Below are 26876 nucleotides of genomic sequence, written 5' to 3' on the forward strand. Positions count from 1 at the left end.
ACATGAAGAACCTCAAGATCGGCGTGCGCCTGAGCATCGGCTTCATTTCCTTGCTGATGCTGATGGCGGTGATGGTGGGGCTGGGTGTGTGGCGCCTGGGCAGCATCGGGGACGCTTCCGACGACATGACCCGCGTGGCGCTGGCCAAGGAGCGCGACTCCGTGCAATGGCATGCCGCCATCAAGGAAAACGGGGTGCGCACCCTGGCGGTGATGAAGTCCGACGACGATGCCTTCCAGGCTTACTTCCAGAAACAGATCGATGCCCAGTCGGCCCAGATCAGCCAGCTGCAGAAGCGGGTCGAGGCAGCCATCGTGGACCCCGAGGAAAAACGGCTGTTCGACGAGGTAGGCCGGCTGCGCGCCGCCTATCGTGCCACGCGGCAGAAGATCTTCGATATCAAGACCGCCGGTGACGATGCCGGGGCACGCGTGATGACCGATACCACGCTGGTCAAGATGATGGATGACTATGCCGACAGCGTGCTGCGCTATGCCGAATTCCAGAAGAAGTCGATCGACGCGGCGGCATTGGAGATCCATCACAACTACCGCGCCGGACGCAGCATGCTGCTCGTCCTGGGCGCCATCGAGATCGCGCTGGGGGCGCTGCTGGCCTGGGTGCTGACGCTGAGCATCACGCGGCCGCTGACACAGGCCATCGCGGTGGCCGAGACGGTGGCGGCGGGTGATCTCACCTCGCGCATCGACAGCAGCAGCCGCGACGAGACCGGCAAGCTGCTCTCCGCGCTCAAGCGCATGAACGGCAACCTGCGCGACATCGTGGCACGCGTGCGTAGCGGGACCGATACCATCAGCACCGCCTCGACCCAGATCGCCAGCGGCAACCTCGACCTGTCGGCGCGCACCGAGCAGCAGGCCGGCTCGCTGGAAGAAACCGCCTCGGCCATGGAACAGCTGACTTCCACCGTCAAGCAGAATGCCGACAACGCGCGCCAGGCCAACGCACTGGCTGCGCAGGCATCACAGGTCGCCAGCCGGGGTGGCGCGGTGGTGGATCAGGTGGTGCAGACCATGGGGGCGATCCATGCCTCGTCGCAAAAGATTGCCGACATCATCGGCGTGATCGACGGCATCGCCTTCCAGACCAATATCCTGGCGCTCAACGCAGCAGTGGAAGCGGCCCGCGCCGGTGAGCAGGGGCGCGGTTTTGCGGTGGTGGCCTCGGAGGTGCGTTCGCTGGCGCAGCGCGCGGCAGCGGCGGCCAAGGAAATCAAGGTGCTCATCGACGAGTCGGTGCAGAAGGTCGACGATGGCAGCCGCCTGGTGGAACAGGCCGGCGGCACCATGCAGGAAGTGGTGCAGAGCGTGGTGCGGGTGAGCGAGATCGTGCGCGAGATCACCCTGGCCAGCCAGGAGCAGAGCGACGGCATCGAACAGGTGAACCTGGCCATCACCCATATCGACGAGGCCACGCAGCAGAACGCGGCGCTGGTGGAAGAGGCCGCGGCCGCGGCGCGCTCCATGCAGGACCAGGCGAGCGCGCTGACGCAGGCGGTCAGCGTGTTCCGCCTGGATGCGACGGCACTGGTGGTGATCGATCAGCGCGGGACGTTGCCCTCGACCGTGGTGCGATAGAGCGTGCGACGCAGGTGCTGCGGGGTGATCGCGGCGTAGTGCTGGGTGCTGCGGTTGTCCCAGAACACCAGGTCATGCGCCTGCCAGTGGTGGGTGTAGACATTGGCCGGGCGCGTGATGTGGGCGTGCAGTTCCTTCAGGAGGGCATCGCTTTCGTCACGCGGGATGCCGACGATGTGCGAGGTGAAGCCTTCGCTGACGAAGAGGATCTTGCGCCCGCTCTCGGGGTGGGTGATCACCACCGGATGCTCGACCGGCGGCACTTCGTCGATCTGCTGTTGCGTCAGCGGCGCGCGCCAGGGCGAAAGCTTGCGCAGGCGCTCGTAGCGATAGACGTAGGAGTGCACGGCACGCTTGCCGTCGAGCAAGGTCTTCAGCGCGGCAGGCAGGCTGTCCCAGGCGGCGGCGGTGTTGGCATAGAGCGTGTCGCCCCGCTCGGCCGGCAGCTCCTGCGAATGCAGCAAGGCACCCAGGCTGGGACGAGGCATGTAGGAGAGGTCGGAATGCCAGTCGGCGCCGGCATCGACCAGACCGATGGGCTTGCCGTCCTCGACCACGTTGGAGACGATCAGGATTTCCGGATGGCCGGCCAGGTGGAAGCGGTTCAGCACATGCACCTGCAGCGGGCCGAAGCGGCGGCTGAAGTCGATGTGCTGCTGCGGCGTGATGCGCTGGTCGCGGAATACCACCACGCCGTGTTGTACCAGGGCGCTGCGGATGCGCGCCAGTTCCGGGTCGGAGAGGGGCAGCTTGAGGTCGAGACCGAGGATTTCCGCGCCCAGCGGGGCGTCGATGGGACGAATCTCGAATTGCTGACGGGTCTGCTGCGTGCGTTCCGGTGTGGCGACCGACATGGGGGCTCCTCTTGCGCTCTGGCCTGACGATCCCGGACGCGGCTGCCCGGGCAGGAAAGTCGTCATTACACCCCCCGGGGCTCCTACCCAGCAAGGAAGAATAATTCATATCCTTATGCGCCGAGCGAGATACGGCATGCCGCTACAATAGCCCGGATGAAACAGCGTCCGCCCTTTCCTTCACATTCCCCTGAATTGGCCCCGTCAAAAACGCGCAGGCTGCCGCCGCGTACCGCTGTCGCCGGGCTGAGCGCCGAGGAAGTGGCGGCGCGCAAACAGGCGCGTGACCAGCGTGATGCGCAGATACGGGGCGTGGCCTCCGTGGCCGGGATGCGCCAGGCCATCCGCGAGGCCAGTGCCGTGCTGCCCACGGTGCAGGAGATCCCGCGCATCGGTCCGCAGAAGACCGCGGCATTCCGCGCGCGGGCCCGCGCCGGCCTGCCCTTCATCATGACCGGCATGGCCAGCCGCTGGCCACTGGCGGCGATGGACATGGATACGCTACGCCAGCATTTCGGCGCCCTGCCGGTGCGGGCAAGAGTGGGGGACTACATCAACACCGCCTTCGCGCCGGACCGGGCCATGCAGGACATGACGCTGGTCGACTACCTGGAGCAGGCGTTGCGGGACGAGAGCGGCCTTCCGCCCTATCTCGGCAATCTGGAATTGCGGGCATTGAATGCCCTGTGCCACTGGCCCGCCTTCTTCGAGAAGATGGGGCCGCCACGCTTCTGGATCGGCCCGGCCGGCTGCATCACGCCGCTGCATTGCGACTATGACGACAATGTCTTTGCCCAGTTGTGGGGCCGCAAACGGGTCTGGCTGGCGCCGCCGCATCACGACCAGTATCTGTATCCGAAGGAGGCCAACGCCATCCTGTTCGGCTCGCCCTTCGATCCCGATCACCCGGATCTGGAGCGCTTCCCGCTGGCGCGCCAGGCGGCGCTGGTGTGCTGCGAAGTGCAAGCGGGGGAGATGCTCTACATCCCGGCCGGCTGGTATCACCAGGTCAGTTCGCTGACGTTTTCGCTGTCCAGCAACCGCTGGGCGCGGGGGCGGCCGCTGGTGTTGTCGGGCGCATGAAAAACCCCACGCCTGTTGCCAGGGGTGGGGTCCGTTCATGGGCAGCGCAGTGATGAAGGATCAGCCTGCCAGCTTCTTGCGCAGCAATTCGGTCAGCTGCGCCGGGTTGGCCTTGCCACGGGTGGCCTTCATGGCCTGGCCGATCAGGGCGTTGATGGCTTGCTCCTTGCCGGCGCGGAATTCGGCGACCGATTTCTCGTTGGCGGCCAGCACCTGGTCGACGATGGCTTCCAGCGCGCCGCTGTCGGAAATCTGCTTGAGGCCCTTGGCCTCGATGATGTCGTCGGCCAGGCCGTCCTTGTCGGAGCGGGCTTCCCACATGGCGGCGAAGACTTCCTTGGCGATCTTGTTGGAGATGGTGCCGTCGGCGATGCGCTTCAGCAGCAGGGCCAGTTGCGCGGCCTTGACGGGGGCGTCGGCGATGTCGGTATCTTCGCGGTTCAGGGTCGAGGCGACGTCGCCCATGAGCCAGTTGGCGGCCGGCTTGGACTGATCCTTCCCGGCGGCGGCGACCACGGCTTCGAAGTAGGAAGCCATGCCCTTGGACTGGGTCAGCACCATGGCATCGTATTCGGGCAGCGCATAGTCGGCCACGAAACGCTCGCGCATGGCGGCGGGCAGCTCCGGCATGGTGGTCTTGACGCGGTCGGTCCACTCCTGCGAGATGGCCAGCGGCGGCAGGTCGGGGTCGGGGAAGTAACGGTAATCCTGCGCGTCTTCCTTGCTGCGCATGGAACGGGTTTCCTTCTTGTCCGGGTCGTAGAGGCGGGTTTCCTGGACCACGGTGCCGCCGTCTTCGATCAGCTCGATCTGGCGACGCACTTCGTAGTTGATGGCCTCTTCCAGGAAGCGGAAGGAGTTCAGGTTCTTGACCTCGCAGCGGGTGCCGAATTTTTCCTGGCCGACCGGGCGCACCGAGACGTTGGCGTCGCAGCGGAAGGAGCCTTCCTGCATGTTGCCGTCGCAGATGCCCAGCCACACCACCAGCGAGTGCAGGGCCTTGGCGTAGCCGACCGCTTCGGCGGCGCTGCGCATCTCGGGTTCAGTGACGATTTCCAGCAGCGGCGTGCCGGCGCGGTTCAGGTCGATGCCGGTCATGCCCTGGTAGTCCTCGTGCAGGGACTTGCCGGCGTCTTCTTCGAGGTGGGCGCGGGTCAGGTTGATGGTCTTGATCTCGGTCTTGCCGTCCTTCTCCACGGCAAACGTCATGGTGCCGCCTTGCACCACGGGGATCTCGAACTGGCTGATCTGGTAGCCCTTGGGCAGGTCAGGGTAGAAGTAATTCTTGCGCGCGAACACCGAGCGCGGCGCGATGGTGGCGCCGATGGCCAGGCCGAACTGGATGGCGCGTTCCACGGCGCCCTTGTTCAGGACCGGCAGCACGCCGGGCAGGGCCAGGTCCACCGGACTGGCCTGGGTGTTGGGCTCGGCGCCGAAGCGGGTCGAACTACCGCTGAAGATCTTGGATTGGGTCGAAAGCTGGGTGTGCGTTTCGAGGCCGATGACGACTTCCCACTGCATGATGTTGTCCTTGCGAATGCTGTTGTTGGTGACGGTGGCTGCGGGGCCGCTCAGGCCAGGTCAGGCCGGTTGGCGCAGGTGCCAGTCGGTGGCCTGCTGGAACTGGTGCGCCACGTTCAACAGGCGCGCCTCGTCGAAGTAGTTGCCGATGATCTGCAGGCCGACCGGGCGCTTGCCGTTCTTTTCGCCCTGACCGAAGCCGCAGGGAATCGACATGCCCGGCAGGCCGGCCAGGCTGGTGGAGAGCGTGAAGATGTCGGCCAGGTAGTTGGCCACCGGGTCGTCGGTCTTGTCACCGAGGTCCCAGGCGACGGTGGGCGAGACCGGGCCCATGATGACGTCGCACTGGCGGTCGGGACCGGCCAGGGCGTTCTGGAAGTCCTGGGCGATCAGGCGGCGGATCTTCTGGGCCTGCAGGTAGTAGGCGTCGTAGTAGCCGTGCGAGAGCACGTAGGAGCCCACCAGGATACGGCGCTTGACCTCTTCGCCGAAGCCTTCGGCGCGCGACTTCTTGTACATGTCGGCCAGGTCCTTGTAGTCGGCGGCGCGGTGGCCGTAGCGCACCCCGTCGAAGCGCGACAGGTTGGACGAGGCCTCGGCCGGGGCGATCACGTAATACACGGGGATCGACAGTTCGGTCTTGGGCAGGGAGATGTCGACCAGCGTGGCGCCGAGCTTTTCGAATTCGGCCAGCGCGCCGCGCACGGCCACTTCGACGTCGGCGGCCAGGCCGGCGCCGAAGAATTCCTTGGGCACGCCGATGCGCAGGCCTTGCAGGCTCTGGTGGAGCGAACGGGTGAAGTCTTCCCTGGGGCGCTGCAGGCTGGTGGAATCGCGCTCGTCGAAGCCGGTCATGGCGTTCAACAACAGGCCGCAATCCTCGGCGGTCTTGGCGATCGGGCCACCCTGGTCCAGCGAGGAGGCGAAGGCGATCATGCCGTAGCGCGAGACGCTGCCATAGGTCGGCTTGATGCCGGTGACGCCGCACAGCGAGGCCGGCTGGCGGATCGAGCCGCCGGTGTCGGTGGCGGTGGCGGCCGGTGCCAGGCGCGCGGCCACGGCGGCGGCCGAGCCGCCCGAGGAGCCGCCGGGGATGGCGGTCTTGTCCCAGGGGTTCTTCACCGGACCATAGAAGGAGTTCTCGTTGCTGGAGCCCATGGCGAACTCGTCACAGTTGAGCTTGCCCAGGGTGACGGTGCCGGCGGCGTTGAACTGTTCCACTACAGTTGCGTCGAAGGGGCTCACATAGTCCTGCAGCATGCGCGAACCGGCCGTGGTGCGCCAGTTGCGGGTGACGAAGATATCCTTGTGGGCGATCGGGATGCCGGTCAGGGGGCCGGCCTCATTGCCCGCCAGGCGGACATCGGCGGCCTGCGCCTGGGCCAGCGTCAGGGCGCGATCCACGTGCAGGAAGGCATTGAGGTCGCTGGCCTCGATGCGGTCCAGGAACAGGGTCGCCAGTTCGGTGGCGGAAATCTTGCGCGCCTGCAGTTGCGCGGACAGTTCTTTGAGGGTGAGCTTGTGCATGGAATTGGTTACGCTGCGGTCTTGCATGGCCGGCTGGGCCGGGAACGTTCAGGTTCGGTGATGGGCGCGAGGTGCGTGCCGGGCCTATTCGATCACCTTGGGCACCAGATACAGGCCATCCTGGGTGGCCGGCGCCGGCTGCTGGTAGTCATCGCGGCGATTGGACTCGGTCACCGCGTCCTCGCGCAGGCGCAGCGCCAGCATCGGCTCGATGGCGGCGATCGGGTGCGACAGCGGTTCCACGCCGGAAGTGTCGACGGCACGCATCTGTTCCACCAGGGTGAAGATGCCATTGAGCTTTTCCAGCGTTTCCCCGGCCTGGGCCTCGGTGAGCTCCAGTCGGGACAGGTTGGCGATGCGTTTGACGTCGGAAAGGGCTAGTGACATGGTCGAAAGGACGCGCCGGGCGCGCCGCATGATGTTGAAATTGGAAGACCCGTAGCCAGTGAGGCCAGAAGCGGTTTTCCGGTTTTCCGGGCTTCTGCGCCGCCGGCGGGTCCGCTTGCGCAGCGACCCGGCCGGGTCATGGCATGTATCGCGTGAAAAACGGCAAACCCGCGCCAGATGGCGGTCGGAAGGTCTCGCGATGCGGATATTTTTGGCGGGTCGGCTTGCTGGTTTCTCTGGAATTATAAGGTAGAATGTCGGATTAATGCCTTGCAGGCGCCTGATTTTCGCGTCGCCGCAGCATGAACGGACACCCTCCCCCTATCAAAAAGCTAGGCGCCCCGTGGCGGGCGCATCAGGACAACTCATGTTTGGATTTCTCCGCAGTTACTTTTCTAACGATCTGGCCATCGACCTGGGTACCGCGAACACGCTGATCTACGCGCGCGGCCATGGCATCGTGCTGGACGAGCCGTCGGTCGTGGCCATCCGCCAGCAGGGCGGTCCCAACGGCAAGAAGACCATCCAGGCAGTCGGCAAGGAAGCCAAGCAGATGCTGGGCAAGGTGCCCGGCAACATCGAGGCGATCCGCCCGATGAAGGACGGCGTGATCGCCGATTTCACCGTCACCGAGCAGATGCTCAAGCAGTTCATCCGCATGGTGCACGACTCCAAGCTGTTCCGCCCCTCGCCCCGCATCATCATCTGCGTGCCCTGCGGCTCGACCCAGGTGGAACGCCGCGCCATCCGTGAATCGGCCCTGGGCGCCGGTGCTTCCCAGGTCTACCTGATCGAGGAACCGATGGCGGCCGCCATCGGCTCGGGGCTGCCGGTCTCCGACGCTACCGGCTCGATGGTGGTGGACATCGGCGGCGGCACCACCGAAGTGGGCATCATCTCGCTGGGCGGCATGGTCTACAAGGGTTCGGTGCGCGTGGGCGGCGACAAGTTCGACGAAGCCATCGTCAACTACATCCGCCGCAACTACGGCATGCTGATCGGCGAGCAGACTGCCGAAGCGATCAAGAAGGAAATCGGCTCGGCCTTCCCGGGTTCGGAAGTCAAGGAAATGGAAGTCAAGGGCCGCAACCTGTCCGAAGGCATCCCGCGCTCCTTCACCATCTCCAGCAATGAAATCCTGGAAGCCCTGACCGATCCGCTGAACAACATCGTCTCGGCCGTGAAGAACGCGCTGGAACAGACGCCGCCGGAGCTGGGCGCCGACATCGCCGAAAAGGGCATGATGCTCACCGGTGGTGGCGCCCTGCTGCGCGACCTGGATCGCCTGCTGATGGAAGAAACCGGCCTGCCGGTGATCGTGGCCGAAGACCCGCTGACCTGCGTGGTGCGCGGCTCGGGCATGGCGCTGGACCGCATGGACAAGCTGGGTTCGATCTTCTCGTCCGAATAACCTGGCCTGGCCCACGGCTGCCCCGGCAGCTTCAGGCCTGGCGGGCCACTGGCAGTATCAGCATGAACCGGCGGCGATGTACCGCCGGATGAGCGGGGAACCGATACGTTCGATATGACCCAGTCCACACCGACTTGCCACCCTCTGCGCACAGCACGCGCGCATCCGGGGCAGGTACGGCTGGAACGGGGTCGGGTGAACGCCTCGGCTCCCCTTTTTGTTATCGTTTTCGACGCAGGAAGTGAGTTCTCCGCCTGCAGACGGCCGCGCCACGCGGCCCTGCCGGCGGCCTGACGCCATGGAAATCCCACCACTTTTCAAGCAGGGCGCCTCGGCCCGGGTGCGCGTGACCGTCTTCGCATTGCTGTCGGTCGTGATGCTGGTGGTCGACGCCCGCATGCACGTACTGGGTACGCTGCGTCAGGCGCTGGGCACCGCACTCTATCCGTTCCAGTCGGTTGCCATGATCCCGCGTGACGCCGTCACCAATTCGAGCGATTACTTTTCCTCGCTGACCTCGCTGCAGCGGGAAAACCACGCGCTGCGCCAGCAACAGATCGTCAACGCCCAGCTGATGCAGCAGGAGCGCCTGCTGGCGGCGGAGAACGCCCAGTTGCGCAAGCTGCTGGACATGCAGCAGAAGGTACCGGTCAAGTCCATCGTCGGCGAAATCCTGTACGACGCGCGCGACCCGTTCACCCGCAAGATCATTCTCAACCGCGGGTCGCAGCAGGGCGTGACGGCGGGCCAGCCGGTGATCGACGAGGTCGGCATCGTGGGCCAGGTGACCCGGGTGTTCCCGTTCACCTCTGAGGTGACGCTGCTGACCGACAAGGACCAGGCCATCCCGGTCCAGGTCCTGCGCAATGGCTTGCGCAGCGTGGCCTATGGTCGCGGTCAGACCGGTGCGCTGGACCTGCGCTTCATGCCAGCCAACGCCGATATCCAGAAGGGCGACGTGCTGGTGACCTCGGGTATCGACGGCATCTATCCCCCGGGCCTGTCGGTGGCCAGCGTGGCGCTGGTGGAGACGCGTTCGGCAGACTCCTTCGCCCGCATCGTCTGCCGCCCCCTGGCCGGGATCGACCGCCACCGCCAGCTGCTGATCCTGCTGGTGGAGCAGAACCTGCCGCCGCGCCCGGAGCCTGACGTCATCGACGAGAAGTCGGCCAAGCTGTTCAAGCGCCGCCTGCGTGACAGCACCCGCGACAACAGCGCCGACGAGGCCAATGCCACCCCCAAGGACAAGCCGGCCGAGGAACGCAAGGGTGCTGCCGACGGCACCGCCGCCACGCCTGCCGCCAAGTCCACGGCAGCGGCCACTACTGCAGCCACCGCGCCCACCAAACCGGCCGCCAGCAGCGCCAAGCCTGCCGCCAAGGAATCCGCACGATGAACAATCAATACATCCTCCTGCCGGCCAGCCCGCTGTTCATCGCGTTCAGCCTGATCGTGGCCTTCGTGCTCAACCTGATGCCCTGGGGGCAGATGGTGGGGGTGCCTGACTTCGTGGCACTGGCGCTGGTGTTCTGGAACATCCACCAGCCGCGCAAGGTCGGCATCAGCGTGGCCTTCCTGATGGGCCTGCTGATGGACGTCAACGAAGCCACTCTGCTGGGCGAAAACGCGCTGGCCTATACCCTGCTGTCCTATTTCGCCATCATGATCCACCGCCGCGTGCTGTGGTTCCCGCTGCGCACCCAGGCGCTGCATGTGCTGCCGCTGATGCTGCTGGCGCAGGCGGTGCAACTGGTGATCCAGCTGCTGGTCACGGGCAAGTCGCCCGACTGGTTCTATTTCAGCGAGAGCCTGGTGTCGGCCCTGCTGTGGCCGGTGGTGAGCCTGCTGCTGCTGGCGCCGCAGCGCCGCGCCGTGAATCGCGACGAGAATCGCCCCATCTGAGGGGCCAGGTGCAAGCAGCATGACCGAATTCAAGAATACCGCGCATGAGCTGAGGCTGTTCCGCATGCGCCTGCTGGCGGCCAGCGTCATGGTGCTGGTCTGTTTCAGCCTGCTGCTGGCACGCTTCCTGTGGCTGCAGGTGGTGCGCCACGATGCCTATGCCGCCCAGGCCGAGGAAAACCGCATCTCGGTGGTGCCCATCGTGCCCAATCGCGGCCTGATCATGGATCGCAACGGCGTGGTGCTGGCACGCAACTATTCGGCCTATACGCTGGAAATTACCCCCTCCAAGATACGGACCAACATCGATGACCTGATCGACGAGCTGGGTACGCTGGTGGAAATCCAGCCGCGCGACCGGCGCCGCTTCCGCCGCCTGCAGGAAGAATCCAAGAACTTCGAAAGCGTGCCCATCCGCACCCGCCTGACCGACGAGGAAGTGGCCAAGTTCACGGCCCAGCGCTATCGCTTCCCCGGCGTGGAGGTGCAGGCCCGCCTGTTCCGCCAGTATCCGTACGGCAAGACCGCTGCACACGTGATCGGCTATATCGGCCGCATCAGCCAGCGCGACGCCGAGCGCATCGCCGATTCGGACGACGAAGCCAACTACAACGGCACCGACTACATCGGCAAGGAAGGCCTGGAAAAGAGCTACGAAAACCAGTTGCACGGCACCACCGGCTACGAGGAAGTGGAAATCTCCGCCAGCGGCCGGGCCGTGCGCTCGCTCTCGCGCACCCCGGCCACGCCGGGCAAGAACCTGATCCTGTCCATCGACATCGAGCTGCAGAAGGTGGTGGAAGAGGCCTTCGGCGACCAGAAGGGCGCGCTGGTGGCCATCAATCCGGCCACTGGCGATATCCTGGCCTATGTCTCGCAGCCCTCCTATGATCCCAACCTGTTCGTCGAAGGCATCGACCAGCAGAGCTGGGATGAGCTCAACAAGTCGCCCGACCGGCCACTGCTGAACCGGCCGCTGTCGGGGGTCTATTCGCCCGGTTCGACCTACAAGCCATTCATGGCGCTGGCCGCGCTGGAGCTGGGCCGCCGTCGCCCGCAGGACGCCATCCGCGATCCGGGCTATTTCATCCTGGGCAACCACCGTTTCCGCGATGACAAGGAAGGCGGCCACGGCGTGGTCGACATGTATCGCTCGGTGGTGATCTCCTGCGACACCTACTACTACATGCTGGCCAATGACATGGGGGTCAATGCCATCCATGACTTCATGAAGCCCTTCGGCTTCGGCCAGATCACCGGCATCGACCTGGAACACGAAAAGCGCGGCATCCTGCCCTCCACCGAGTGGAAACGCAACGCCTTCCGCAAACCCGAGCAGAAGCGCTGGATCGCCGGGGATACGGTGTCGCTGGGCATCGGCCAGGGCTACAACAGCTTCACGCCGCTGCAGATGGCCCAGGCCACCGCCATCCTGGCCAACAATGGCGTGGTGATGAAGCCACACCTGGTCAAGATCGTCGAGGACGGCGTGACCCACGAGCGCACCGAGACCGTACCCAAGGAAAGCTACCGCATCCCGCTAAAGCAGGAAAACATCGACTTCATCAAGCGCGCCATGGTCGGCGTGGTCAAGGAAGGCACCGGCGCGGCCGCCTTCCGTGGCGCCCCCTACGACTCAGGCGGCAAGACCGGTACGGCGCAGGTGGTCAACATCGCCAAGAACCAGAAGTATGATTCCAGGAAGCTCTCCCGCATCTATCATGACAACGGCCTGTATATCGGCTTCGCGCCGGCCGACGCACCACGCATCGCCATTGCGGCGGTGGTCGAGAACGGCGGCTGGGGTGCGGGCGTAGCCGCGCCGCTGGTGCGCAAGGCCATGGATTACTTCATGCTGGGCAAGCGCCCCAACGAACCGATCAAGTCGGTCGCGCCCGAGGTGGTGAGCCCGGATACCCCGGTTGAGGGCCCCACCTCCGAGGACAGCGGCGCCAGCAATACCCCCACGGTCCAGCCGGACGTGCAGGAATGAGGCCGGGCCGCATCCGCACCGAACGCCTGCGCGCGGGTTCACCCGGCGCGCACGGCCCGACATCGCAACAGAGCAGCAAGCACCAGGAGCCGGCATGAGCCTGCAACGTCCGCCCCTTTGGCAAAGCATCAAGCCGCACCTGACGGTGTTCGACGGCGCGCTGTCGCTGATCGTCTTCCTGATCCTGTCGGTGGGCATCGTCACCCTGTATTCGGCGGGGATGAACTTCCCTGGCCGGGTCGAAGACCAGTTGCGCAATATCCTGGTGGCCTTCATCGTCATGTGGGCCGCCGCCAACGTCTCGCCGCAACTGCTGCTGCGGCTGGCGGTGCCGGTCTATACGGTGGGGGTGACGCTGCTGATCGCAGTGGCGCTGTTCGGCATCATCAAGAAGGGTTCACGTCGCTGGCTCAATATCGGCATGGTGGTGCAACCCTCGGAAATCATGAAGATCGCCATGCCGCTGATGCTGGCCTGGTACTTCCAGAAGCGGGAGGGCATGCTGCGCTGGGATGCCTTCATGGTGGCGGCGATCCTGCTGCTGATTCCGGGCTTCCTGATCATCCGCCAGCCCGACCTGGGCACTGGCCTCTTGGTGTTGGCGGCCGGCTTCTACGTGATCTTCTTTGCCGGGCTGCCGTGGAAGATCCTGCTGGGCCTGTGCGTGGCCGGGGCGGCCAGCCTGCCGGTGGTGTGGTCCTTCATGCACGATTACCAGCGCCAGCGCGTGATGATGCTCATCGACCCGACCTCCGACCCGTTGGGCAAGGGCTTCCACATCATCCAGTCCACCATCGCCATCGGTTCCGGCGGGGTGACCGGCAAGGGCTGGCTGATGGGGACGCAGACGCACCTGGAATTCATTCCCGAACGCACCACCGACTTCATCTTCTCGGTCTACTCTGAAGAGTTCGGGCTGATCGGCAATGTCGTCCTGCTGGTGCTGTACCTGCTGCTGATCGGACGCGGGCTGATGATCACGGCCAATGCGCCGACGCTCTTCACGCGTCTGCTGGGTGGAGCCATCACGATGATCTTCTTCACCTACGCCTTCGTGAACATGGGCATGGTCAGCGGCATCCTGCCGGTGGTGGGCGTGCCGCTGCCCTTCATGAGTTATGGCGGCACGGCGCTGGTGACGCTGGGGCTGGGGGCGGGCATCCTCATGAGCATCCAGCGCCATCGCAAGCTGGTACAGAGCTGAGGCTGCCAGCTGCTGTTTTCATTATCCATCCGACAAGTCGGACGCCGCGGTTGAACTTGCGGCGCTGACGCGTTGTCAGCCTCGGTGCATTGCACTCTGGTATCGTGGCGGACATTCCGGCCTGCACAAGCCTTCTGCCAGGCAGGGCGCATCGACTCTTGACCAAGGACCGGCCATGGGCACATCTTCTTACGAACATCACGGCGGGACGGCGTCCCGAGCGGCGCGGCGCGCGCCATCCGGCCGCGCTATCCGATCATCCTCCCTGGGTGCTGCCCTGCGCTGGAGCAGCCTGCTGCTACCGCTGCTGCTGGTCGCTTGCGGCACCACCCAGCAGGCGCCGCGCCAGACTGCACAGGCGCCTTCGACCCCGGTCAAGGCCGCTGGCGGTCGCCCCTCCAACGCTCCGGCCCTGCCGGCGGCAGGCTCCGGACGGGGCGGCTACTACAAGGACGACGGCCCGGGTGACCACATCCCCGATGGCCTGCTCGACGTGGCCGATGCCGAACCGCAGGTGGAACCGGTCTCCCGGGCGGCCAGTCGGCCCTATGCGGTGTTCGGCAAGACCTACGTGCCCATTACCGACAGCAACCAGCCTTTCATCCAGCGCGGCATCGGTAGCTGGTACGGCAAGAAATTCCACGGGCAGAAGACGTCCTCGGGCGAGCTCTACGACATGTACAAGATGACGGCCGCGCACCCCACGCTGCCCATTCCTTCCTATGCGCGGGTGACCAACCTGAAGACCGGCAAGCAGGTCATCGTGCGCATCAATGATCGCGGCCCCTTCCACTCCAGCCGCATCATCGACCTGTCCTACACGGCCGCCCTGAAGCTGGGTTATCTGGGGACGGGCAGCAGCGAGCTGGAAGTCGAACGCATCCTGCCGGAAGAAGCACAGCGGATGGCCGATGCGCGCCGCAACGGCAGCACGCTGGCAGTGGCCGATCCGATCAACCGGGCTGCCGACAATGGGGCCGGCGTCTCCACCGGCGCGGTGGAAATCAATACGGTGAGCGCACAAGGCCTGCCGCCCCAGCCCACCGTGGCAGCGGTGCAGCCGATCAATGCCAGCACCAGCAGTGCTGCCGGTGGCGCCGGTCTGGCCGGTGGCGGCGGGATCATCAACGCCGTGGCCAGCGGTTCGGCCCCCTCCCCTGCAATGCCGCAGGCGGTACCGCTGACGGCAGGTTATTACCTTCAGTTCGGCGCCTATTCGCAAGAAGCCAATGCGCTGGTGGCGCGTGACAAGCTGCTGCCCAGCCTGTCCGGCATCGTCGACAACATGCAGGCGGTGCAGGTCAACGGGCTCTATCGCCTGTATGCCGGCCCCTATCCGACCCGCCCGGCGGCGCAGAATGCGGCCATGCTGGTGCGCCAGCGCAGCGCCGGCACGCCCTTCATCGTCGAACGCTGATCGGCCGGGCCACTATCGCTATCCCTCTTGCGCGTCCTGCCTGAGTTGCAGGGCGCGTTCATACAAGGCGTTCTTTTTCTGGCCGGTGATCTGCGCGGCCAGGGCGGCGGCCTGTTTCAACGGTAGTTCTTCCAGCAGGATACGCAGGACGCGCTCGCCCTCCGCATCCTCGTCCGGCACCGACTGCGCACCTTCCAGCAAGACCACGAACTCACCGCGCTGGCGGTTGGCGTCCTGCTCCAGCCAGGCCGGTGCCTCGCCCAGCGGGCAGCGGTGGATGTCCTCGAACAGCTTGGTCAGCTCGCGCGCCAGCACCACCTGGCGCTGCGGGCCGAACACCTGCAGCAGGGACTGCACGGTCTCGACGATACGGTGCGGGGCTTCATAGAACACCAGCGCCGCCTGCAGACCGGTCAACTCCTGCAGCGCGGTCTCGCGCTGGCGGGTCTTGCTGGGCAGGAAGCCGACGAAGTGGAAACGGGCATCGGTCAGCCCCGATGCCGACAGCGCGGTAATCGCCGCCGATGCGCCGGGCATGGGAATCACCCGGAACCCGGCGGCACGCACCGCGTCGACCACCTTGGCACCGGGGTCGGAAACAGCCGGCGTGCCGGCGTCGGATACCAGCGCCACCCGCTGTCCGGCGCGCAGGCGCTCGATGATCTTGTCGGCGGCCTCGCGCTCGTTGTGCTCGTGAGTCGCCAACAGGGGCCGGGAGAGGCCATAGCGCTGCAACAACTGGCTGGTATTGCGCGTATCCTCGCAGGCCACCGCATCGGCGATACCTAGCAGGTGCAGGCCGCGCAGGCTGATGTCGCAGACATTCCCGATGGGCGTGGCCAGCACATATAATGCCGACACCGGATAGGTTTGCTGGGCGGCATCCTGCAGGATGGAGGCAGCTACGCTGGAATTCTGATTCATTGGAGGAGGCGGGATGTTCACAGGTTCGAAGAAAATGACCGCATACGCGGCCCTGCTGGCCGGTTTGCTGGCCCCCTGGATGGTGGCGCTGCCGGCCGCAGCAGCCGACAGTGTACCCCTGCTGGCGCAGGCCGCTACCCCCACGCTGCCCTCGGCCACCTCCGATCCGGCCCCGCTGGCGCTGCCGCCGGGGACCTCGCCGGAGATGCAGTCGGCCGCCAGCGGCGTATTGACGACACCCTCGGCAGCGCCTGCGGCCGCCGCCCCGATCCGCATGGCCTTGCTGCTGCCCTCCCGCACCGGCGCCTTTGGAGCTGCCGCGGACGCGGTGCGCACGGGCTTCCTGACGGCCTATTCGCGCCAGAAGGAGAACATCCAGCTGGCCATCGTCGAGACCGGGGATTCGGCACCGGACATGCAGCGTGCCTACGACGAGGCGGCCGGCAAGTACGACATCGTGATCGGCCCGCTCTCGCGCAGCGCCGTGACCGCCGTGGCCCAGAGCGGTCGCGTGAGCAAACCCACCGTCGCATTGGCGCAGCCGGACATGAATGGCGAGACCGATCTGCAACTGCCCGCGCAGATGCTGGCCGTGGGCCTGTCCATCGATGAAGAGGCACGCCAGGTGGCCAACTGGGTCGAAAAGGAAAAAGCGCCCGGCAAGATCTTCGCCATCTCGACCAATATCGCCTGGCAAAAGCGTGCCGCCCGCTCCTTCCAGCTGCGTGCCCGCCAGCTCGGCCTGCAGGTCGAGACGCTGGAACTGAGCACCCCCGCCAACGCCCTCTCGGCCCCTGGACTGGCGCAGCTGGCCAAGCGCGTGGAGCAGGAAAAACCGGCCCTGATCTTCGTCGCCCTGGACGCGGCGCAAACCGTGCAACTGCGCAGCGCCGTGGGCAACGAGCTGCCGCTGTACGGTACCTCGCAGATCAATCCCTACACCCTCAAGCGCGACAACCCCAACGACAAGCTGCCCGAGCTGGACGGGGTGCGCCTGGTCGACATCCCCTGGCAACTGCAGCCCGACAACGTGGCGGTGGCCCGCTATCCACGCCCGGCAATCAATGACAACGAGCGTCCCAGCCCGGACCTGGCGCGCCTGTATGCGCTGGGCATCGATGCTTACCGGGTTGCCTATGGCATTGCGCAGCGGCAATCGGGCTTCGATATCGATGGCGTCACCGGGCGCCTGACGGTGAACATGATCGGTGGCGGCACCACCTATTTCCAGCGCCAGGAGACCCAGGCCATCTATCAGGATGGCTGGCCGGTGCCGATGGCGGACCAGTACTGACGCCACCATGGCGCTGCGCGACCTGTTGCGCCGTACCTCGCGCCAGCGCACCGGCGATGCTGCCGAGGACCAGGCCCTGGAGCATCTGCAGCGCCAGGGCCTGCGCTTGGTGGAACGCAATTTCCGCTGCAAGGGTGGCGAGATCGACCTGATCCTGCAGGACGGCGCCACGGTGGTCTTCGTGGAAGTGCGCGCCCGCGCCAGTGCGGCCTTTGGCGGTGCGGCGGCCAGCGTGACACCGGCCAAGCAGCGACGCCTGCTGGTGGCGGCCCAGGTCTGGCTGCAGGGTCAGCGGGAGATGCCGGCCTGCCGTTTCGACGTCATCGCGGTCGATGGCGGCCAGTTACAATGGCTGCGCAACGTCATCGAGACCTGAACGGGCGGATTTGCAGCCGGAGGGTCCTGGCGTATCATGTGCCACCGAATTGCGGAAACTTCTCTTTACCCATTGCCAGGACTTGGCGCCGTTCAAGTCTTCTATAATCGCAGCCACTATGACAAATCCCCGTATCCTCGCCCATTTCCAGGAAAGTGCCGACCTGAAGATCAAGGCAGCCAGCGTACTGGCGCAACCGATTGAACAGGCGACTGAACTTATGTTCACCGCGCTGTCGAATGGCAACAAGATTCTTGCCTGCGGCAATGGTGGATCGGCTGCCGACAGCCAGCACTTCGCGGCCGAACTGGTGGGGCGCTTCGAACGCGAGCGCCTGCCGCTGCCGGCCCTGGCGCTGACCACGGACACCTCCATCCTCACCGCAGTGGGCAACGATTACAGCTACCAGGAAATCTTCTCGAAGCAGGTCCAGGCCTTCGGCCAGGCGGGTGACATCCTGCTGGTCTTCTCGACCTCGGGCAATTCGGGCAACATCCTGGCCGCCATCGACGTGGCCCACGAGCGCGACATGCGCGTGGTGGCGCTGACCGGCAAGGGCGGCGGCAAGATCGGCAAGATCCTGACCGATGCCGATGTGCATATCTGTGTGCCGCATGACCGTACCGCGCGCATCCAGGAAGTGCATCTGGTATCCCTGCACTGCATTTGCGATGGTATCGACGTCGCGCTTTTTGGAGATGATGCGAATGAGTGATGCACGATCGATGTTCACACGGCTGCGCCGCCCGTTGGCGGCAGTCGCACTGGGCGGCATGCTGGCCCTGAGCCTGCAGGGTTGTTTCGCGGTATTGGCCGGCGGTGCGCTGGCCACCACCTTCGCCGCCACCGACCGCCGTACCCTGGGCGCGCAGACGGAGGACAAATCGATCGTGGTCAAGGGCGAAGCCCGTATTCCCGAAGTCGTGGCCGCCGGCTCACATGTCAACGTGACTGCCTTCAACCGCAAGGTGCTGTTGTCCGGTGAAGTGCCTGACGAAGCCTCCAAGGCTGCCGCCGAGCGCGAGATCAAGGCCTTGCAGAATGTCGATACGGTGTACAACGAGCTGCAGGTCGGCCCATCCTCCAGCTTCGGCTCGCGTTCCAGCGACGCGCTCATCACCAGCAAGGTGCTGGCCAGCCTGGTGGACGACAAGACCCTCTATTCCAGCGCCTTCAAGATCACGACCGAGCGCGGCATCGTCTACATGATGGGCCGCGTGACCCAACGCGAAGGCCAGCGCGCCGCCCAGATCGCCAGCGGTGTGTCGGATGTGACCAAGGTCGTCACGCTGTTCGAATACATCAGCGAAGACGAACTGAAGGAATACCAGCGCAAGCCGGCCAGCGAGAACAAATCCACCAGCTGATCGGTGGCACCAAGGTCTCTGATGCAAGTCAAACCGCCGGCCTGTCCGGCGGTTTTCCATTGGAGCGCGGTCCGCAGGATTGGACGCCGCGGTCTATAATGGCCGGATCAGTCCCGGGGCCTGGCCCCGCTCATCGAATCCGGAATACGGAGTTTTCCATGCAAGCACCGGCAAATGCGTCCAAACGCGGCCTCATGATCAAGCTGGCAACCCTGGTCGGCGTGGCTGCCATCGCCGCCTTCGCCTATTTCAAGGTCAACGCCGGCAACGCCGCGCCCGATGTCACCTTTACCAAGCTCGATGGCCAGCAGGTGGCCCTCAAGGACCTGCGCGGCAAGGTGGTGATGGTCAACTTCTGGGCCACCAGCTGCACCACCTGCGTGGGCGAGATGCCGCAGATGATCGAGACCTACAACAAGTTCAAGGATCGCGGCCTGGACTTCGTGGCCGTGGCCATGAGCTATGACCCGCCCAACTACGTGGTGAACTACACCGAGACCCGCAAGCTGCCCTTCAAGGTCGCCCTCGACCCGCAGGATACGCTGGCCAAGGCCTTTGGTGACGTCAAGCTGACCCCGACCACCTTCGTCATCGGCAAGGATGGCAACATCATCAAGCGCTATGTCGGCGAGCCGCAGTTTGCTGAATTGCATCAGCTGCTGGAGAAGGCGTTGGCAGCAGCCTGAGCGGGCCTCACCCCTTCCCGAAAGCCGACCATGGGTCGGCTTTTTTAATTCCGGCGAACAACTCCAAGGAACATCCCCTCTACCCGGGAAGTCCAAAAGATTCACCTTGTCGGCATGACAAGCGATTTGTCATCGTTCCGCTGCGGCCCGGCCGTGCTGAACGTTCATGCCTGCCCAATGACCGAGAACATAACAGGAGGCTGCAATGAGATTCCGGACCGTTTTCCTGATCGTGCTGCTGGCGCTGGTCGCCATCTTCGCCGCCGTCAACTGGACGGCCTTCACGGCCACTACCACCCTCTCGCTGATTTACACCGAGTTCCAGGCGCCGCTGGGTGCGGTGATGCTGGCGGTGGTGATCGTTTTGACCGCCTTCTTCCTGCTCTACATCCTGGCCCTGCAAACCAGCGTGATGCTGGAAAGCCGGCGCCTGACCAAGCAGCTGGAAGCCCAGCGTACCCTGGCCGACCAGGCCGAGCATTCGCGCTTCAACGACCTGCGTAGTTACCTGAAGACCGAGCTGGAACAGTTGCAGCGCCGCCAGACCGAGCAGCAAACCCTGCTGGGGCAACGCCTGGATGCCTTGCAGCGTGACATTCACCATCGGGTGGAGCAGACCGAGAACGCGGTGGCCGCCCAGGTCGGCGAGCTTGATGACCGGCTGCAGCGCCAGCAGGTGGCGGGAGTGATCAAGCCGCTGTGATCAGCTGGCGTCAATACAAAAAGGCTGGATCCGCAAAGATGCAACCTTTTGGCGTTTTTTAATGCAGTTTAGATGCCGTAACGCGTGCGATAGGCCGCCACTGCATCCTTGTACTGGGCCAGGCGCGCATCGCCACCGGTCGAGATGTACTCGAACAGGTCGTCCAGGTTGCCGATCGAAATGACCGGCATGCCATATTCGCGGGCCACTTCCTGCACGGCCGACAATTCAGACAGGGCGCCATCCTTGCCCGAGCGCTCCATGCGGTCCAGCGCGATCAGCACCGCACAGGGGGTGGCGCCGGCGGCGCGGATCATGTCCACCGATTCGCGCACCGAGGTGCCGGCCGAGATCACGTCGTCGATGATGACGACCTTGCCCTGCAGCTTGGCGCCAACGATGGTGCCACCTTCGCCGTGATCCTTGGCTTCCTTGCGGTTGAAGGCGAACGGCACGTTGCGCCCCATGCCGGCCAGCGCCACGGCGGTGGCGCTGGCCAGCGTGATGCCCTTGTAGGCGGGACCGAACAACATGTCATATTCGATGCCGGAATCCTGCAGGGTCTGGGCGTAGAAACGCGCCACCTGGGCCAGCGTCGCGCCTTCGCTGAACAGACCGGCGTTGAAGAAGTAAGGCGAGGTACGACCGGCCTTGGTGACGAATTCGCCAAAGCGCAGCACGCCGGCCGACACCGCGAATTCAATGAATTCCTGTCTCAAGTTGCTCACAATGCATTTCCCGGGAAGAGTCAAAACGGAAGGGCCGGCCTGTCCGCTTGCCAGAAGGCAAGGCGAAGGAGGTGGCAAAGCCTTCATCAGGCCGCCATTTTAAATGATTCATCCTATCGGTTATGCTACCGGCCTGATTGAACACTCTCCCGCAGCAAGCAAACAGGAATCCCATGCCAAAAATCGTCTCCGCCAACCTCAACGGAATCCGTTCGGCCGCCAAGAAGGGCTTCTTCGAATGGCTGCAGAAGGAAGCGCCGGACTTCGTCTGCGTGCAGGAACTGAAGGCCCAGGCGGCCGACATGACCGATGACTTCCTGAGCCCGGCCGGCTATGTCGGCCATTTCCACTACGCCCAGAAGAAGGGTTATTCAGGCGTAGGCGTGTACAGCCGCCGCCAGCCTGACTCGGTGCGCATCGGCTTTGGCAATACCGAGTTCGATGACGAAGGCCGCTATGTGGAATGCGACTACGGCGACCTGACCGTGATTTCCCTCTACGCGCCCTCGGGCTCGTCCAGCGAGGAACGCCAGGAGGCTAAGTTCCGCTTCATGGAAGCCTTCCTGCCGCACCTGATGGCGCTGGAAAAGAGCGGCCGCGAGGTCGTCATCTGCGGCGACTGGAACATCGCCCACAAGGAAATCGACCTGAAGAACTGGAAGAGCAACCAGAAGAACTCCGGCTTCCTGCCCGAGGAGCGCGCCTGGATGACGCGCATCTTCGACCAGCTGGGCCTGGTGGACGTATACCGGCGCCTGCATCCCGAGACCACCGGCGACGCCTACACCTGGTGGAGCAATCGCGGCCAGGCCTGGGCCAACAACGTGGGGTGGCGCATCGATTATCACGTCTCCACCCCGGGCATCGCCGCCAAGGCGGTCAGCGCGGCGATCTACAAGGAACAGCGCTTCTCCGACCATGCGCCGTTGACGGTGGTCTACGGCGACTAGGCCGGCGACCCCATGACAAAAAGCCCTCGCACTTCACAGCGCGAGGGCTTTTTGACGTCTGCCGACAGGAAGGATCAGGCGTCCGGCGCTGCCGCCTTCTTGGGCGTGGCCTTGCGCAGGGCCGGCTTCTTGGCTGCGGCCGCCTTGGTCTTGGTGGCCGTGGTCTTGCTTGCTGTCTTGGTGGCCGCCTTCTTCGCTGCCGGCTTGGCCGCAGCCTCGTCGGCACCGTTCTCGGCATCAGCCGCGGCGGCCTTGCCCTTGGCCGGTGCCTTGGCCTTGCGCTCCTCGAACTCGAAGCTGATCTTGCCATCCTTGCCGCGCACCAGGAAGGCCTTGAACGGCCGGCGCGTACGCTGCGAGATGAAGCCCGGCAGCAGGTCGGTCTTGCCTTCGTTCAAGAGCTTGGCCATCTGCTCGGGCAGGATTTCCTGCTGCAGGATGATGCGGCTGCTGCGGAAGTCGCAGGCCTTGGGCTTGGCCACGGTCTTTTCGCAGACATAGGCCAGGCCCATCTCGTAGACGCCGCTGCCACACTTGGGGCAGGCGCCCAGCGGGGTCTGTTCGCTGAAGTCCACCGGCTCGCCGCCCTCGCCTTCGGCCTGGTCCTGGCCGAAGTCGAATTCGAGCTTGAAGTTCTTGATCTCTTCGTCGCGCGAAATCTTCAGGATGGCCGCGAACGGACGGCCCATCTTGGAACGGAAGCCCTGCAAGGGGCCAATGGTGCGCTTGTCCAGCAGTTCTTCCACTTCGGCGATCTCGAACTGGCGGCCACCTGGCACCTTGCTCATCGAGAATTCACATTTGGTGCAGGCAAAGCGACGATAGTTTTCCTTCACCACGCCGCCGCAGTTGGGGCAAGGCGTCTGCAGGGTCGCATAGTCGCCCGGGATGGTGTCGTTGTCGTATTCCTTGGCGCGCTTGACGATGATCTGGGTCATCTGCGCGATCTCGCGCATGAACTCGTCACGGCTGATCTTGCCGCGCTCCATCTGGGCCAGCTTGTGTTCCCATTCGCCGGTCAGTTCCGGTTCGGTCAGTTCATCCACGCCCAGGCCGTGCAGCAGCGTCATCAGCTGGAAGGCCTTGGCGGTGGGCATCATCTCGCGGCCTTCGCGCAGCAGATACTTCTCGTTCAAGAGTCCTTCGATGATGGCCGCGCGCGTGGCTGGCGTGCCCAGGCCCTTGCCGGCCATCGCCTCGCGCAGCTCGTCGGAATCCATCAGCTTGCCCGCGCCTTCCATGGCCGACAGCAGCGTGGCTTCGGTGTAGCGGGCCGGCGGCTTGGTAACCAGCGCGTTGGCCGTCACCTTGTCGGTCTTGACCTTCTCGCCCTGGGCCACGGCGACCAGGTTGCCGCTGCCCTCCTTGTCCTTGTCGTCTTCCTCGACCTGCTTGCCGTAGATGGCCAGCCAGCCGGGATTGATCATGACCTTGCCTTCGCTCTTGAACTGGTGGCCCGACACTTCGGTGAAGCGGGTGGTCACCTGGAACTCGGCCGGCGGGAAGAACACCGCCATGAAGCGGCGCGTCACCAGGTCGTAGAGCTTCTGTTCCGGCTCCGACAGGTTCTTGGGCACCTGGGTGGTCGGGATGATGGCGAAGTGATCGCTGATCTTGGTGTTGTCGAAGATGCGCTTGTTGGGCTTGACCCAGCCTTGCTTCAAGATCTGCTTGGAGAACTGGTGGTAGTTGTTGTTCTCCGCCAGCGCTTCCATCGTGTCCTTGACGGTGCTGATGTAATCCTCGGGCAGGTGGCGCGAATCGGTACGCGGGTAGGTCAGCACCTTGTGCTTTTCATAGAGCGCCTGGGCCAGGCCCAGGGTGTTCTTGGCCGAGAAGCCGAAGCGCGAGTTGGCCTCGCGCTGCAGGCTGGTCAGGTCGAACAGGCCCGGCGACATCTGGGTGGTCGGCTTGGATTCTTCGGTGACATTGCCCTGCTTGTCGCGGCAGGCCGCCACGATGGAATCGGCCGCAGCACGGCTCCAGAGACGCTCCGGGCGCTTCTCGGGATCGTTCTCGTCCTTCTTGTGCCCCTTGTCCAGCCAACGACCCTTGTAGATGCCGGCGGCACAGACAAACTCGGCGTGCACTTCCCAGTAATCGCGGGAGACGAACTTCCTGATCTTCTCTTCGCGCTCCACCACGATGGACAGGGTCGGTGTCTGCACGCGACCCACGGTGGTGAGGTAGAAGCCGCCTTCCTTGGAATTGAAGGCCGTCATGGCACGGGTGCCGTTGATACCGATCAGCCAGTCAGCCTCGCTGCGGCAGCGTGCCGCATTGGCCAACGGCAACATTTCCTCATCCTCACGCAGGTGCGCAAAGCCCTCGCGGATGGCACCGGGCGTCATCGACTGCAGCCACAGACGCTTCACCGGCTGCTTGGCCTTGGTGTACTGGGCGATGAGACGGAAGATCAGTTCTCCTTCGCGGCCCGCGTCACATGCGTTGATGAGGGTGGTCACATCCTTGCGCTTGATCAGCTTGGAGAGCACCTTCAGGCGCGACTCGGTCTTGGCGATGGGGTTCAGGGCGAAGTGCGGCGGAATCATCGGCAGGTGGGTGAAGCTCCACTTGCCGCGCTTGACGTCGTATTCCTCGGGGACTGCAATTTCCAGCAGGTGGCCAACCGCCGACGACAGGATGTACTGGTCGGATTCGAAATACTCATCGTGCTTGGTGAAGCCGCCGAGCGTCTTCGCGATGTCGTTCGCGACAGAGGGCTTCTCGGCAATGATGAGGGTCTTGCTCATAAGTATGGGTCTCGGTAATGAGAGATCGGTTGCTGGCGCGTTCCAGGAAATCGGTCAGTCCCAGTTGGGGCCGGATCGTTCCGAAACAACGCCATGCCATCCCAGGGTTGAAACTGGCAGCGGCGGCGTGCGGAGCATGCGGCCGGCGTTTCGTTGCCTGTGGACAACGGAATTTTTATATAGTAGCCAATATCGGGCCAATGCGGGGGAATGATAAGCGTGATGCAAACGAAACGGCAAGCACAAGGGCTTGCCGTCTCAGAGTTTCACTCATATCCAGCTTGGTATGAAGCAACAAGCTGCAGATATCGTCAGCGGGCTGTCAGCATGGCGACCAAGCTGCCGGTGCGATGTCACGCCGGCAAGCCGCCACGGTGGCTCAGTGCAACAGGCGCGGCTCGGTATCGTCTTCGTCGAGGAACAGTTCCTCGAACATCAGGCCATCCGGCTCCTTGCCCTGGCTCCACAAGACCATGAGCACGATGACCTTGAGCTTTTCCAGCGTGATGGGAGCCTCGCCGGCAGCCAGTGCACGCTCGATGACGATCTCGCGCTGGATCGGATCCAGCATCTTGGCCGACTCGAGAAACTGGATGAAGCCGATGGCTTCTACGCCCAGCACGTCGCTCTCCTGGCGTGCGTAAATACGGGTACCGAAGGAGAAGGCAGTCTGGCGGGGATAGTTGTCGGCGAATTCGTGATTGGCGACTTCAAGATCAGTCAGCCATCCGAGTGCCTGGGAAATTTCATCTTCTTCGAAACCGATCGCGGACAACTTCTTGACCAGCGCCTCCTGTTCGGGGCAGGCATCGGGGCGATAGTAGGTTTCGTACAGGTAAACGAGGACATCAAACATGTTCGTACTCTATCGCGAAGGTTATGAATGTACAAGTCAGCCAAGTCCAGTATGGCAGGAATCGCAGCCCCGCGGGGATAATTTCTTCACGCCACGTACCGGTAATGTGCACCAGGTAACACTTCAACCCGCCCTTGCAACTCCAGCCCAAGCAAGATCGCTGCCAGCGCCGCCGCATCCAGGCCACAACGCTGCACCAGGGTGTCGACATCCACGGGATCATGCCCCATGGCGCGCATGACCAGCAGACTTGCCGGATCGTCATCGTCCGGCAACTGGCCTGCGGCAGCTTGCGCCTGTGCGATGCCAGCGACGGCTTGCCGCAATGGCAACTCCTCGAGGATATCCTGCGTCGTCTCCACCAGCTTGGCCCCCTGACGGATGAGCTGGTGACAGCCCTTGGACAGCGGCGCGTGGATGGAGCCAGGTATCGCGAACACATCGCGCCCCTGCTCGGCCGCCATGCGCGCAGTGATCAGCGAGCCTGAGCGGGCCGCCGCCTCGACCACCAGTACCGCCTGCGCCAGTCCTGAAATGACGCGGTTGCGGCGGGGGAAATTGGCCGACAGCGGCGGCGTCCCGAGTGCATATTCGCTGACGATGCAACCGCCCTGGGCAATGCGCTCGGCCAGCTCCCGATTACGCGAAGGATAATCGATATCGCAGCCGGTCCCGATCACCGCCACCGTCGATCCGGCCCCTCGCAGACCACCCTCATGCGCGGCCGCATCGATCCCCATTGCCAGCCCGGACACAATGCTCAGCCCGGCATGGCTGAGCTCCTCCGAAAAGCGCATCGCATGCGCGCGCCCCTGCACCGTCGCATGCCGGCTGCCCACCACCGCCAGCGCGGGCGCCGACAACAGTGCCGCATCACCACGCACGTAGAGCAGCAGCGGCGGATCGGGAATGTTGAGCAGGGCGGCCGGATAAGCGGCATCGGCCAGCGTGACGACCGCCCGCCCGGGCGTCTGCAGCCAGTCCAGCGTGGCCTCCATGCGCTCGCGCTGGCGGCCCGACGGTGGTGCCAGCAAGGTCGCGGCCTGCCGGGGCGACACCACGGCACACAGGGCGGAGAATTGCGCCTGCCAGATCTGACCAGGCAAGCCGAATGCAGCCAGCAGGCGTCGCGCCGCCACCGGTCCGATGCCATCGGCGAAGGCCAGTCGCAGCCAGGCGTCGAGGCGCCCGGGATCGGCAGGGGTTGCATCAAAAGGGAAATTGTTTTGCATAATTGAAGTACCGCGCTCACCGCCGCGTGGCGCGGGCTTGCGGCGACCAGGGGGCGGGCTGTGATACACTTTTCATCTTGATCGGGAACACCACGGTGGCCACCGGGCAA

The 26876-nt window shown here is 64.5% G+C and carries 24 protein-coding genes; 15 read left to right on the forward strand and 9 right to left on the reverse strand.

Annotation, left to right across the window (positions count from 1 at the left end):
* Positions 1–2 precede the first annotated feature (2 nt).
* Positions 3–1598 (forward strand): methyl-accepting chemotaxis protein, encoded by a 1596-nt coding sequence (locus I5R65_RS19915; protein ID WP_180666869.1) that lies wholly within the window; start codon positions 3–5, stop codon positions 1596–1598.
* Here I5R65_RS19915 and I5R65_RS19920 read toward each other — a convergent pair.
* Positions 1562–2452 carry a TauD/TfdA family dioxygenase gene (locus I5R65_RS19920; RefSeq protein WP_180666871.1) on the reverse strand — a complete coding sequence of 297 codons (891 nt, stop codon included), beginning with the start codon at positions 2450–2452 and terminating at the stop codon, positions 1562–1564. The two genes, I5R65_RS19915 and I5R65_RS19920, sit on opposite strands and share 37 nt — an antisense overlap.
* Before the next feature lie 156 nt (positions 2453–2608).
* On the opposite strand from I5R65_RS19920, the gene I5R65_RS19925 reads away from it, so the two are divergent.
* A complete protein-coding gene (locus I5R65_RS19925) occupies positions 2609–3535 on the forward strand; it encodes a cupin-like domain-containing protein (RefSeq protein ID WP_180666873.1) in 927 nt (308 codons plus the stop codon).
* Between the two features lie 60 nt (positions 3536–3595).
* Here I5R65_RS19925 and gatB read toward each other — a convergent pair whose 3' ends face one another.
* The 3 genes from gatB to gatC all read right to left on the reverse strand — a co-directional run bounded on the left by gatB (position 3596) and on the right by gatC (position 6970).
* Positions 3596–5059 carry an Asp-tRNA(Asn)/Glu-tRNA(Gln) amidotransferase subunit GatB gene (gene gatB / locus I5R65_RS19930; RefSeq protein ID WP_370460928.1) on the reverse strand — a complete coding sequence of 488 codons (1464 nt, stop codon included), beginning with the start codon at positions 5057–5059 and terminating at the stop codon, positions 3596–3598.
* A gap of 57 nt (positions 5060–5116) precedes the next feature.
* Positions 5117–6583: an Asp-tRNA(Asn)/Glu-tRNA(Gln) amidotransferase subunit GatA gene (gene gatA / locus I5R65_RS19935; protein ID WP_180666876.1), complete on the reverse strand. Its 1467-nt coding sequence runs from the start codon at positions 6581–6583 to the stop codon at positions 5117–5119.
* Between the two features lie 84 nt (positions 6584–6667).
* On the reverse strand, positions 6668–6970 hold the full coding sequence (gatC, locus tag I5R65_RS19940) for an Asp-tRNA(Asn)/Glu-tRNA(Gln) amidotransferase subunit GatC (protein ID WP_180666878.1): 303 nt from the start codon (positions 6968–6970) through the stop codon (positions 6668–6670).
* Positions 6971–7337: 367 nt separating this feature from the next.
* Here gatC and I5R65_RS19945 point away from each other — a divergent pair, with 367 nt between their 5' ends.
* The 6 genes from I5R65_RS19945 to I5R65_RS19970 all read left to right on the forward strand — a co-directional run bounded on the left by I5R65_RS19945 (position 7338) and on the right by I5R65_RS19970 (position 14897).
* Positions 7338–8381, forward strand: coding sequence for a rod shape-determining protein (locus I5R65_RS19945; protein ID WP_180666880.1), 1044 nt, complete (start codon positions 7338–7340; stop codon positions 8379–8381).
* 298 nt (positions 8382–8679) lie between these two features.
* Positions 8680–9777 carry a rod shape-determining protein MreC gene (gene mreC, locus I5R65_RS19950; protein ID WP_180666882.1) on the forward strand — a complete coding sequence of 366 codons (1098 nt, stop codon included), beginning with the start codon at positions 8680–8682 and terminating at the stop codon, positions 9775–9777.
* A complete protein-coding gene (gene mreD / locus I5R65_RS19955) occupies positions 9774–10283 on the forward strand; it encodes a rod shape-determining protein MreD (RefSeq protein WP_077234836.1) in 510 nt (169 codons plus the stop codon). The genes mreC and mreD overlap by 4 nt, the downstream gene beginning before the upstream one ends.
* A gap of 19 nt (positions 10284–10302) precedes the next feature.
* Positions 10303–12276 (forward strand): penicillin-binding protein 2, encoded by a 1974-nt coding sequence (mrdA, locus tag I5R65_RS19960; RefSeq protein ID WP_180666884.1) that lies wholly within the window; start codon positions 10303–10305, stop codon positions 12274–12276.
* A gap of 94 nt (positions 12277–12370) precedes the next feature.
* The gene (gene rodA, locus I5R65_RS19965) at positions 12371–13480 is read left to right on the forward strand and encodes a rod shape-determining protein RodA (RefSeq protein WP_180666886.1); all 1110 of its coding nucleotides are present in this window, start codon (positions 12371–12373) and stop codon (positions 13478–13480) included.
* 175 nt (positions 13481–13655) lie between these two features.
* On the forward strand, positions 13656–14897 hold the full coding sequence (locus I5R65_RS19970; RefSeq protein ID WP_370460925.1) for a septal ring lytic transglycosylase RlpA family protein: 1242 nt from the start codon (positions 13656–13658) through the stop codon (positions 14895–14897).
* An 18-nt stretch (positions 14898–14915) separates the two neighbouring features.
* Here the strand turns inward: I5R65_RS19970 and rsmI are convergent, their stop codons facing one another.
* On the reverse strand, positions 14916–15821 hold the full coding sequence (rsmI, locus tag I5R65_RS19975; RefSeq protein WP_180666888.1) for a 16S rRNA (cytidine(1402)-2'-O)-methyltransferase: 906 nt from the start codon (positions 15819–15821) through the stop codon (positions 14916–14918).
* Positions 15822–15834: 13 nt separating this feature from the next.
* Between rsmI and I5R65_RS19980 the strand changes: the two genes are divergently transcribed.
* From I5R65_RS19980 to I5R65_RS20005, 6 genes are all read left to right on the forward strand, one after another.
* Complete coding sequence (locus I5R65_RS19980) at positions 15835–17115, forward strand: penicillin-binding protein activator (RefSeq protein WP_180666890.1); 1281 nt, start codon at positions 15835–15837, stop codon at positions 17113–17115.
* A gap of 7 nt (positions 17116–17122) precedes the next feature.
* Positions 17123–17491, forward strand: coding sequence for a YraN family protein (locus tag I5R65_RS19985; protein WP_180666892.1), 369 nt, complete (start codon positions 17123–17125; stop codon positions 17489–17491).
* A gap of 118 nt (positions 17492–17609) precedes the next feature.
* Positions 17610–18206, forward strand: a complete 597-nt coding sequence (locus I5R65_RS19990; protein WP_180666894.1) for a phosphoheptose isomerase — start codon at positions 17610–17612, stop codon at positions 18204–18206.
* Positions 18199–18858, forward strand: coding sequence for a BON domain-containing protein (locus I5R65_RS19995; protein ID WP_180666896.1), 660 nt, complete (start codon positions 18199–18201; stop codon positions 18856–18858). The genes I5R65_RS19990 and I5R65_RS19995 overlap by 8 nt, the downstream gene beginning before the upstream one ends.
* Positions 18859–19016: 158 nt before the next feature.
* A complete protein-coding gene (locus tag I5R65_RS20000; RefSeq protein WP_180666898.1) occupies positions 19017–19544 on the forward strand; it encodes a peroxiredoxin in 528 nt (175 codons plus the stop codon).
* Between the two features lie 205 nt (positions 19545–19749).
* Positions 19750–20247 carry a LapA family protein gene (locus I5R65_RS20005; RefSeq protein ID WP_180666900.1) on the forward strand — a complete coding sequence of 166 codons (498 nt, stop codon included), beginning with the start codon at positions 19750–19752 and terminating at the stop codon, positions 20245–20247.
* Between the two features lie 68 nt (positions 20248–20315).
* Here I5R65_RS20005 and pyrE read toward each other — a convergent pair whose 3' ends face one another.
* Entirely contained in the window at positions 20316–20975 is a 660-nt protein-coding gene (gene pyrE, locus I5R65_RS20010; RefSeq protein WP_180666902.1) for an orotate phosphoribosyltransferase, read from the reverse strand.
* Positions 20976–21148: 173 nt separating this feature from the next.
* On the opposite strand from pyrE, the gene I5R65_RS20015 reads away from it, so the two are divergent.
* A complete protein-coding gene (locus I5R65_RS20015; RefSeq protein ID WP_180666904.1) occupies positions 21149–21925 on the forward strand; it encodes an exodeoxyribonuclease III in 777 nt (258 codons plus the stop codon).
* 74 nt (positions 21926–21999) lie between these two features.
* Here the strand turns inward: I5R65_RS20015 and I5R65_RS20020 are convergent, their stop codons facing one another.
* The 3 genes from I5R65_RS20020 to dprA all read right to left on the reverse strand — a co-directional run bounded on the left by I5R65_RS20020 (position 22000) and on the right by dprA (position 26766).
* Positions 22000–24678: a DNA topoisomerase III gene (locus I5R65_RS20020; protein ID WP_180666906.1), complete on the reverse strand. Its 2679-nt coding sequence runs from the start codon at positions 24676–24678 to the stop codon at positions 22000–22002.
* 379 nt (positions 24679–25057) lie between these two features.
* Positions 25058–25534: a DUF494 family protein gene (locus I5R65_RS20025; protein WP_180666908.1), complete on the reverse strand. Its 477-nt coding sequence runs from the start codon at positions 25532–25534 to the stop codon at positions 25058–25060.
* An 86-nt stretch (positions 25535–25620) separates the two neighbouring features.
* Positions 25621–26766, reverse strand: a complete 1146-nt coding sequence (gene dprA, locus I5R65_RS20030; RefSeq protein WP_180666910.1) for a DNA-processing protein DprA — start codon at positions 26764–26766, stop codon at positions 25621–25623.
* Between the last annotated feature and the right edge of the window lie 110 nt (positions 26767–26876).

Source organism: Herbaspirillum sp. AP02 (assembly GCF_015767275.1).
Classification (GTDB): domain Bacteria; phylum Pseudomonadota; class Gammaproteobacteria; order Burkholderiales; family Burkholderiaceae_D; genus Herbaspirillum.

Bases quoted from the DNA above. Each gene is read 5' to 3' on its own strand.
- I5R65_RS19915 (WP_180666869.1), top strand. From the start codon at position 3: ATGAAGAACCTCAAGATCGGCGTGCGCCTGAGCATCGGCTTCATTTCC.
- I5R65_RS19920 (WP_180666871.1), bottom strand. From the start codon at position 2,452: ATGTCGGTCGCCACACCGGAACGCACGCAGCAGACCCGTCAGCAATTC.
- I5R65_RS19925 (WP_180666873.1), top strand. From the start codon at position 2,609: ATGAAACAGCGTCCGCCCTTTCCTTCACATTCCCCTGAATTGGCCCCG.
- gatA (WP_180666876.1), bottom strand. From the start codon at position 6,583: ATGCACAAGCTCACCCTCAAAGAACTGTCCGCGCAACTGCAGGCGCGC.
- gatC (WP_180666878.1), bottom strand. From the start codon at position 6,970: ATGTCACTAGCCCTTTCCGACGTCAAACGCATCGCCAACCTGTCCCGA.
- I5R65_RS19945 (WP_180666880.1), top strand. From the start codon at position 7,338: ATGTTTGGATTTCTCCGCAGTTACTTTTCTAACGATCTGGCCATCGAC.
- mreC (WP_180666882.1), top strand. From the start codon at position 8,680: ATGGAAATCCCACCACTTTTCAAGCAGGGCGCCTCGGCCCGGGTGCGC.
- mreD (WP_077234836.1), top strand. From the start codon at position 9,774: ATGAACAATCAATACATCCTCCTGCCGGCCAGCCCGCTGTTCATCGCG.
- mrdA (WP_180666884.1), top strand. From the start codon at position 10,303: ATGACCGAATTCAAGAATACCGCGCATGAGCTGAGGCTGTTCCGCATG.
- rodA (WP_180666886.1), top strand. From the start codon at position 12,371: ATGAGCCTGCAACGTCCGCCCCTTTGGCAAAGCATCAAGCCGCACCTG.
- I5R65_RS19970 (WP_370460925.1), top strand. From the start codon at position 13,656: ATGGGCACATCTTCTTACGAACATCACGGCGGGACGGCGTCCCGAGCG.
- rsmI (WP_180666888.1), bottom strand. From the start codon at position 15,821: ATGAATCAGAATTCCAGCGTAGCTGCCTCCATCCTGCAGGATGCCGCC.
- I5R65_RS19980 (WP_180666890.1), top strand. From the start codon at position 15,835: ATGTTCACAGGTTCGAAGAAAATGACCGCATACGCGGCCCTGCTGGCC.
- I5R65_RS19985 (WP_180666892.1), top strand. From the start codon at position 17,123: ATGGCGCTGCGCGACCTGTTGCGCCGTACCTCGCGCCAGCGCACCGGC.
- I5R65_RS19990 (WP_180666894.1), top strand. From the start codon at position 17,610: ATGACAAATCCCCGTATCCTCGCCCATTTCCAGGAAAGTGCCGACCTG.
- I5R65_RS19995 (WP_180666896.1), top strand. From the start codon at position 18,199: ATGAGTGATGCACGATCGATGTTCACACGGCTGCGCCGCCCGTTGGCG.
- I5R65_RS20000 (WP_180666898.1), top strand. From the start codon at position 19,017: ATGCAAGCACCGGCAAATGCGTCCAAACGCGGCCTCATGATCAAGCTG.
- I5R65_RS20005 (WP_180666900.1), top strand. From the start codon at position 19,750: ATGAGATTCCGGACCGTTTTCCTGATCGTGCTGCTGGCGCTGGTCGCC.
- I5R65_RS20015 (WP_180666904.1), top strand. From the start codon at position 21,149: ATGCCAAAAATCGTCTCCGCCAACCTCAACGGAATCCGTTCGGCCGCC.
- I5R65_RS20020 (WP_180666906.1), bottom strand. From the start codon at position 24,678: ATGAGCAAGACCCTCATCATTGCCGAGAAGCCCTCTGTCGCGAACGAC.
- I5R65_RS20025 (WP_180666908.1), bottom strand. From the start codon at position 25,534: ATGTTTGATGTCCTCGTTTACCTGTACGAAACCTACTATCGCCCCGAT.
- dprA (WP_180666910.1), bottom strand. From the start codon at position 26,766: ATGCAAAACAATTTCCCTTTTGATGCAACCCCTGCCGATCCCGGGCGC.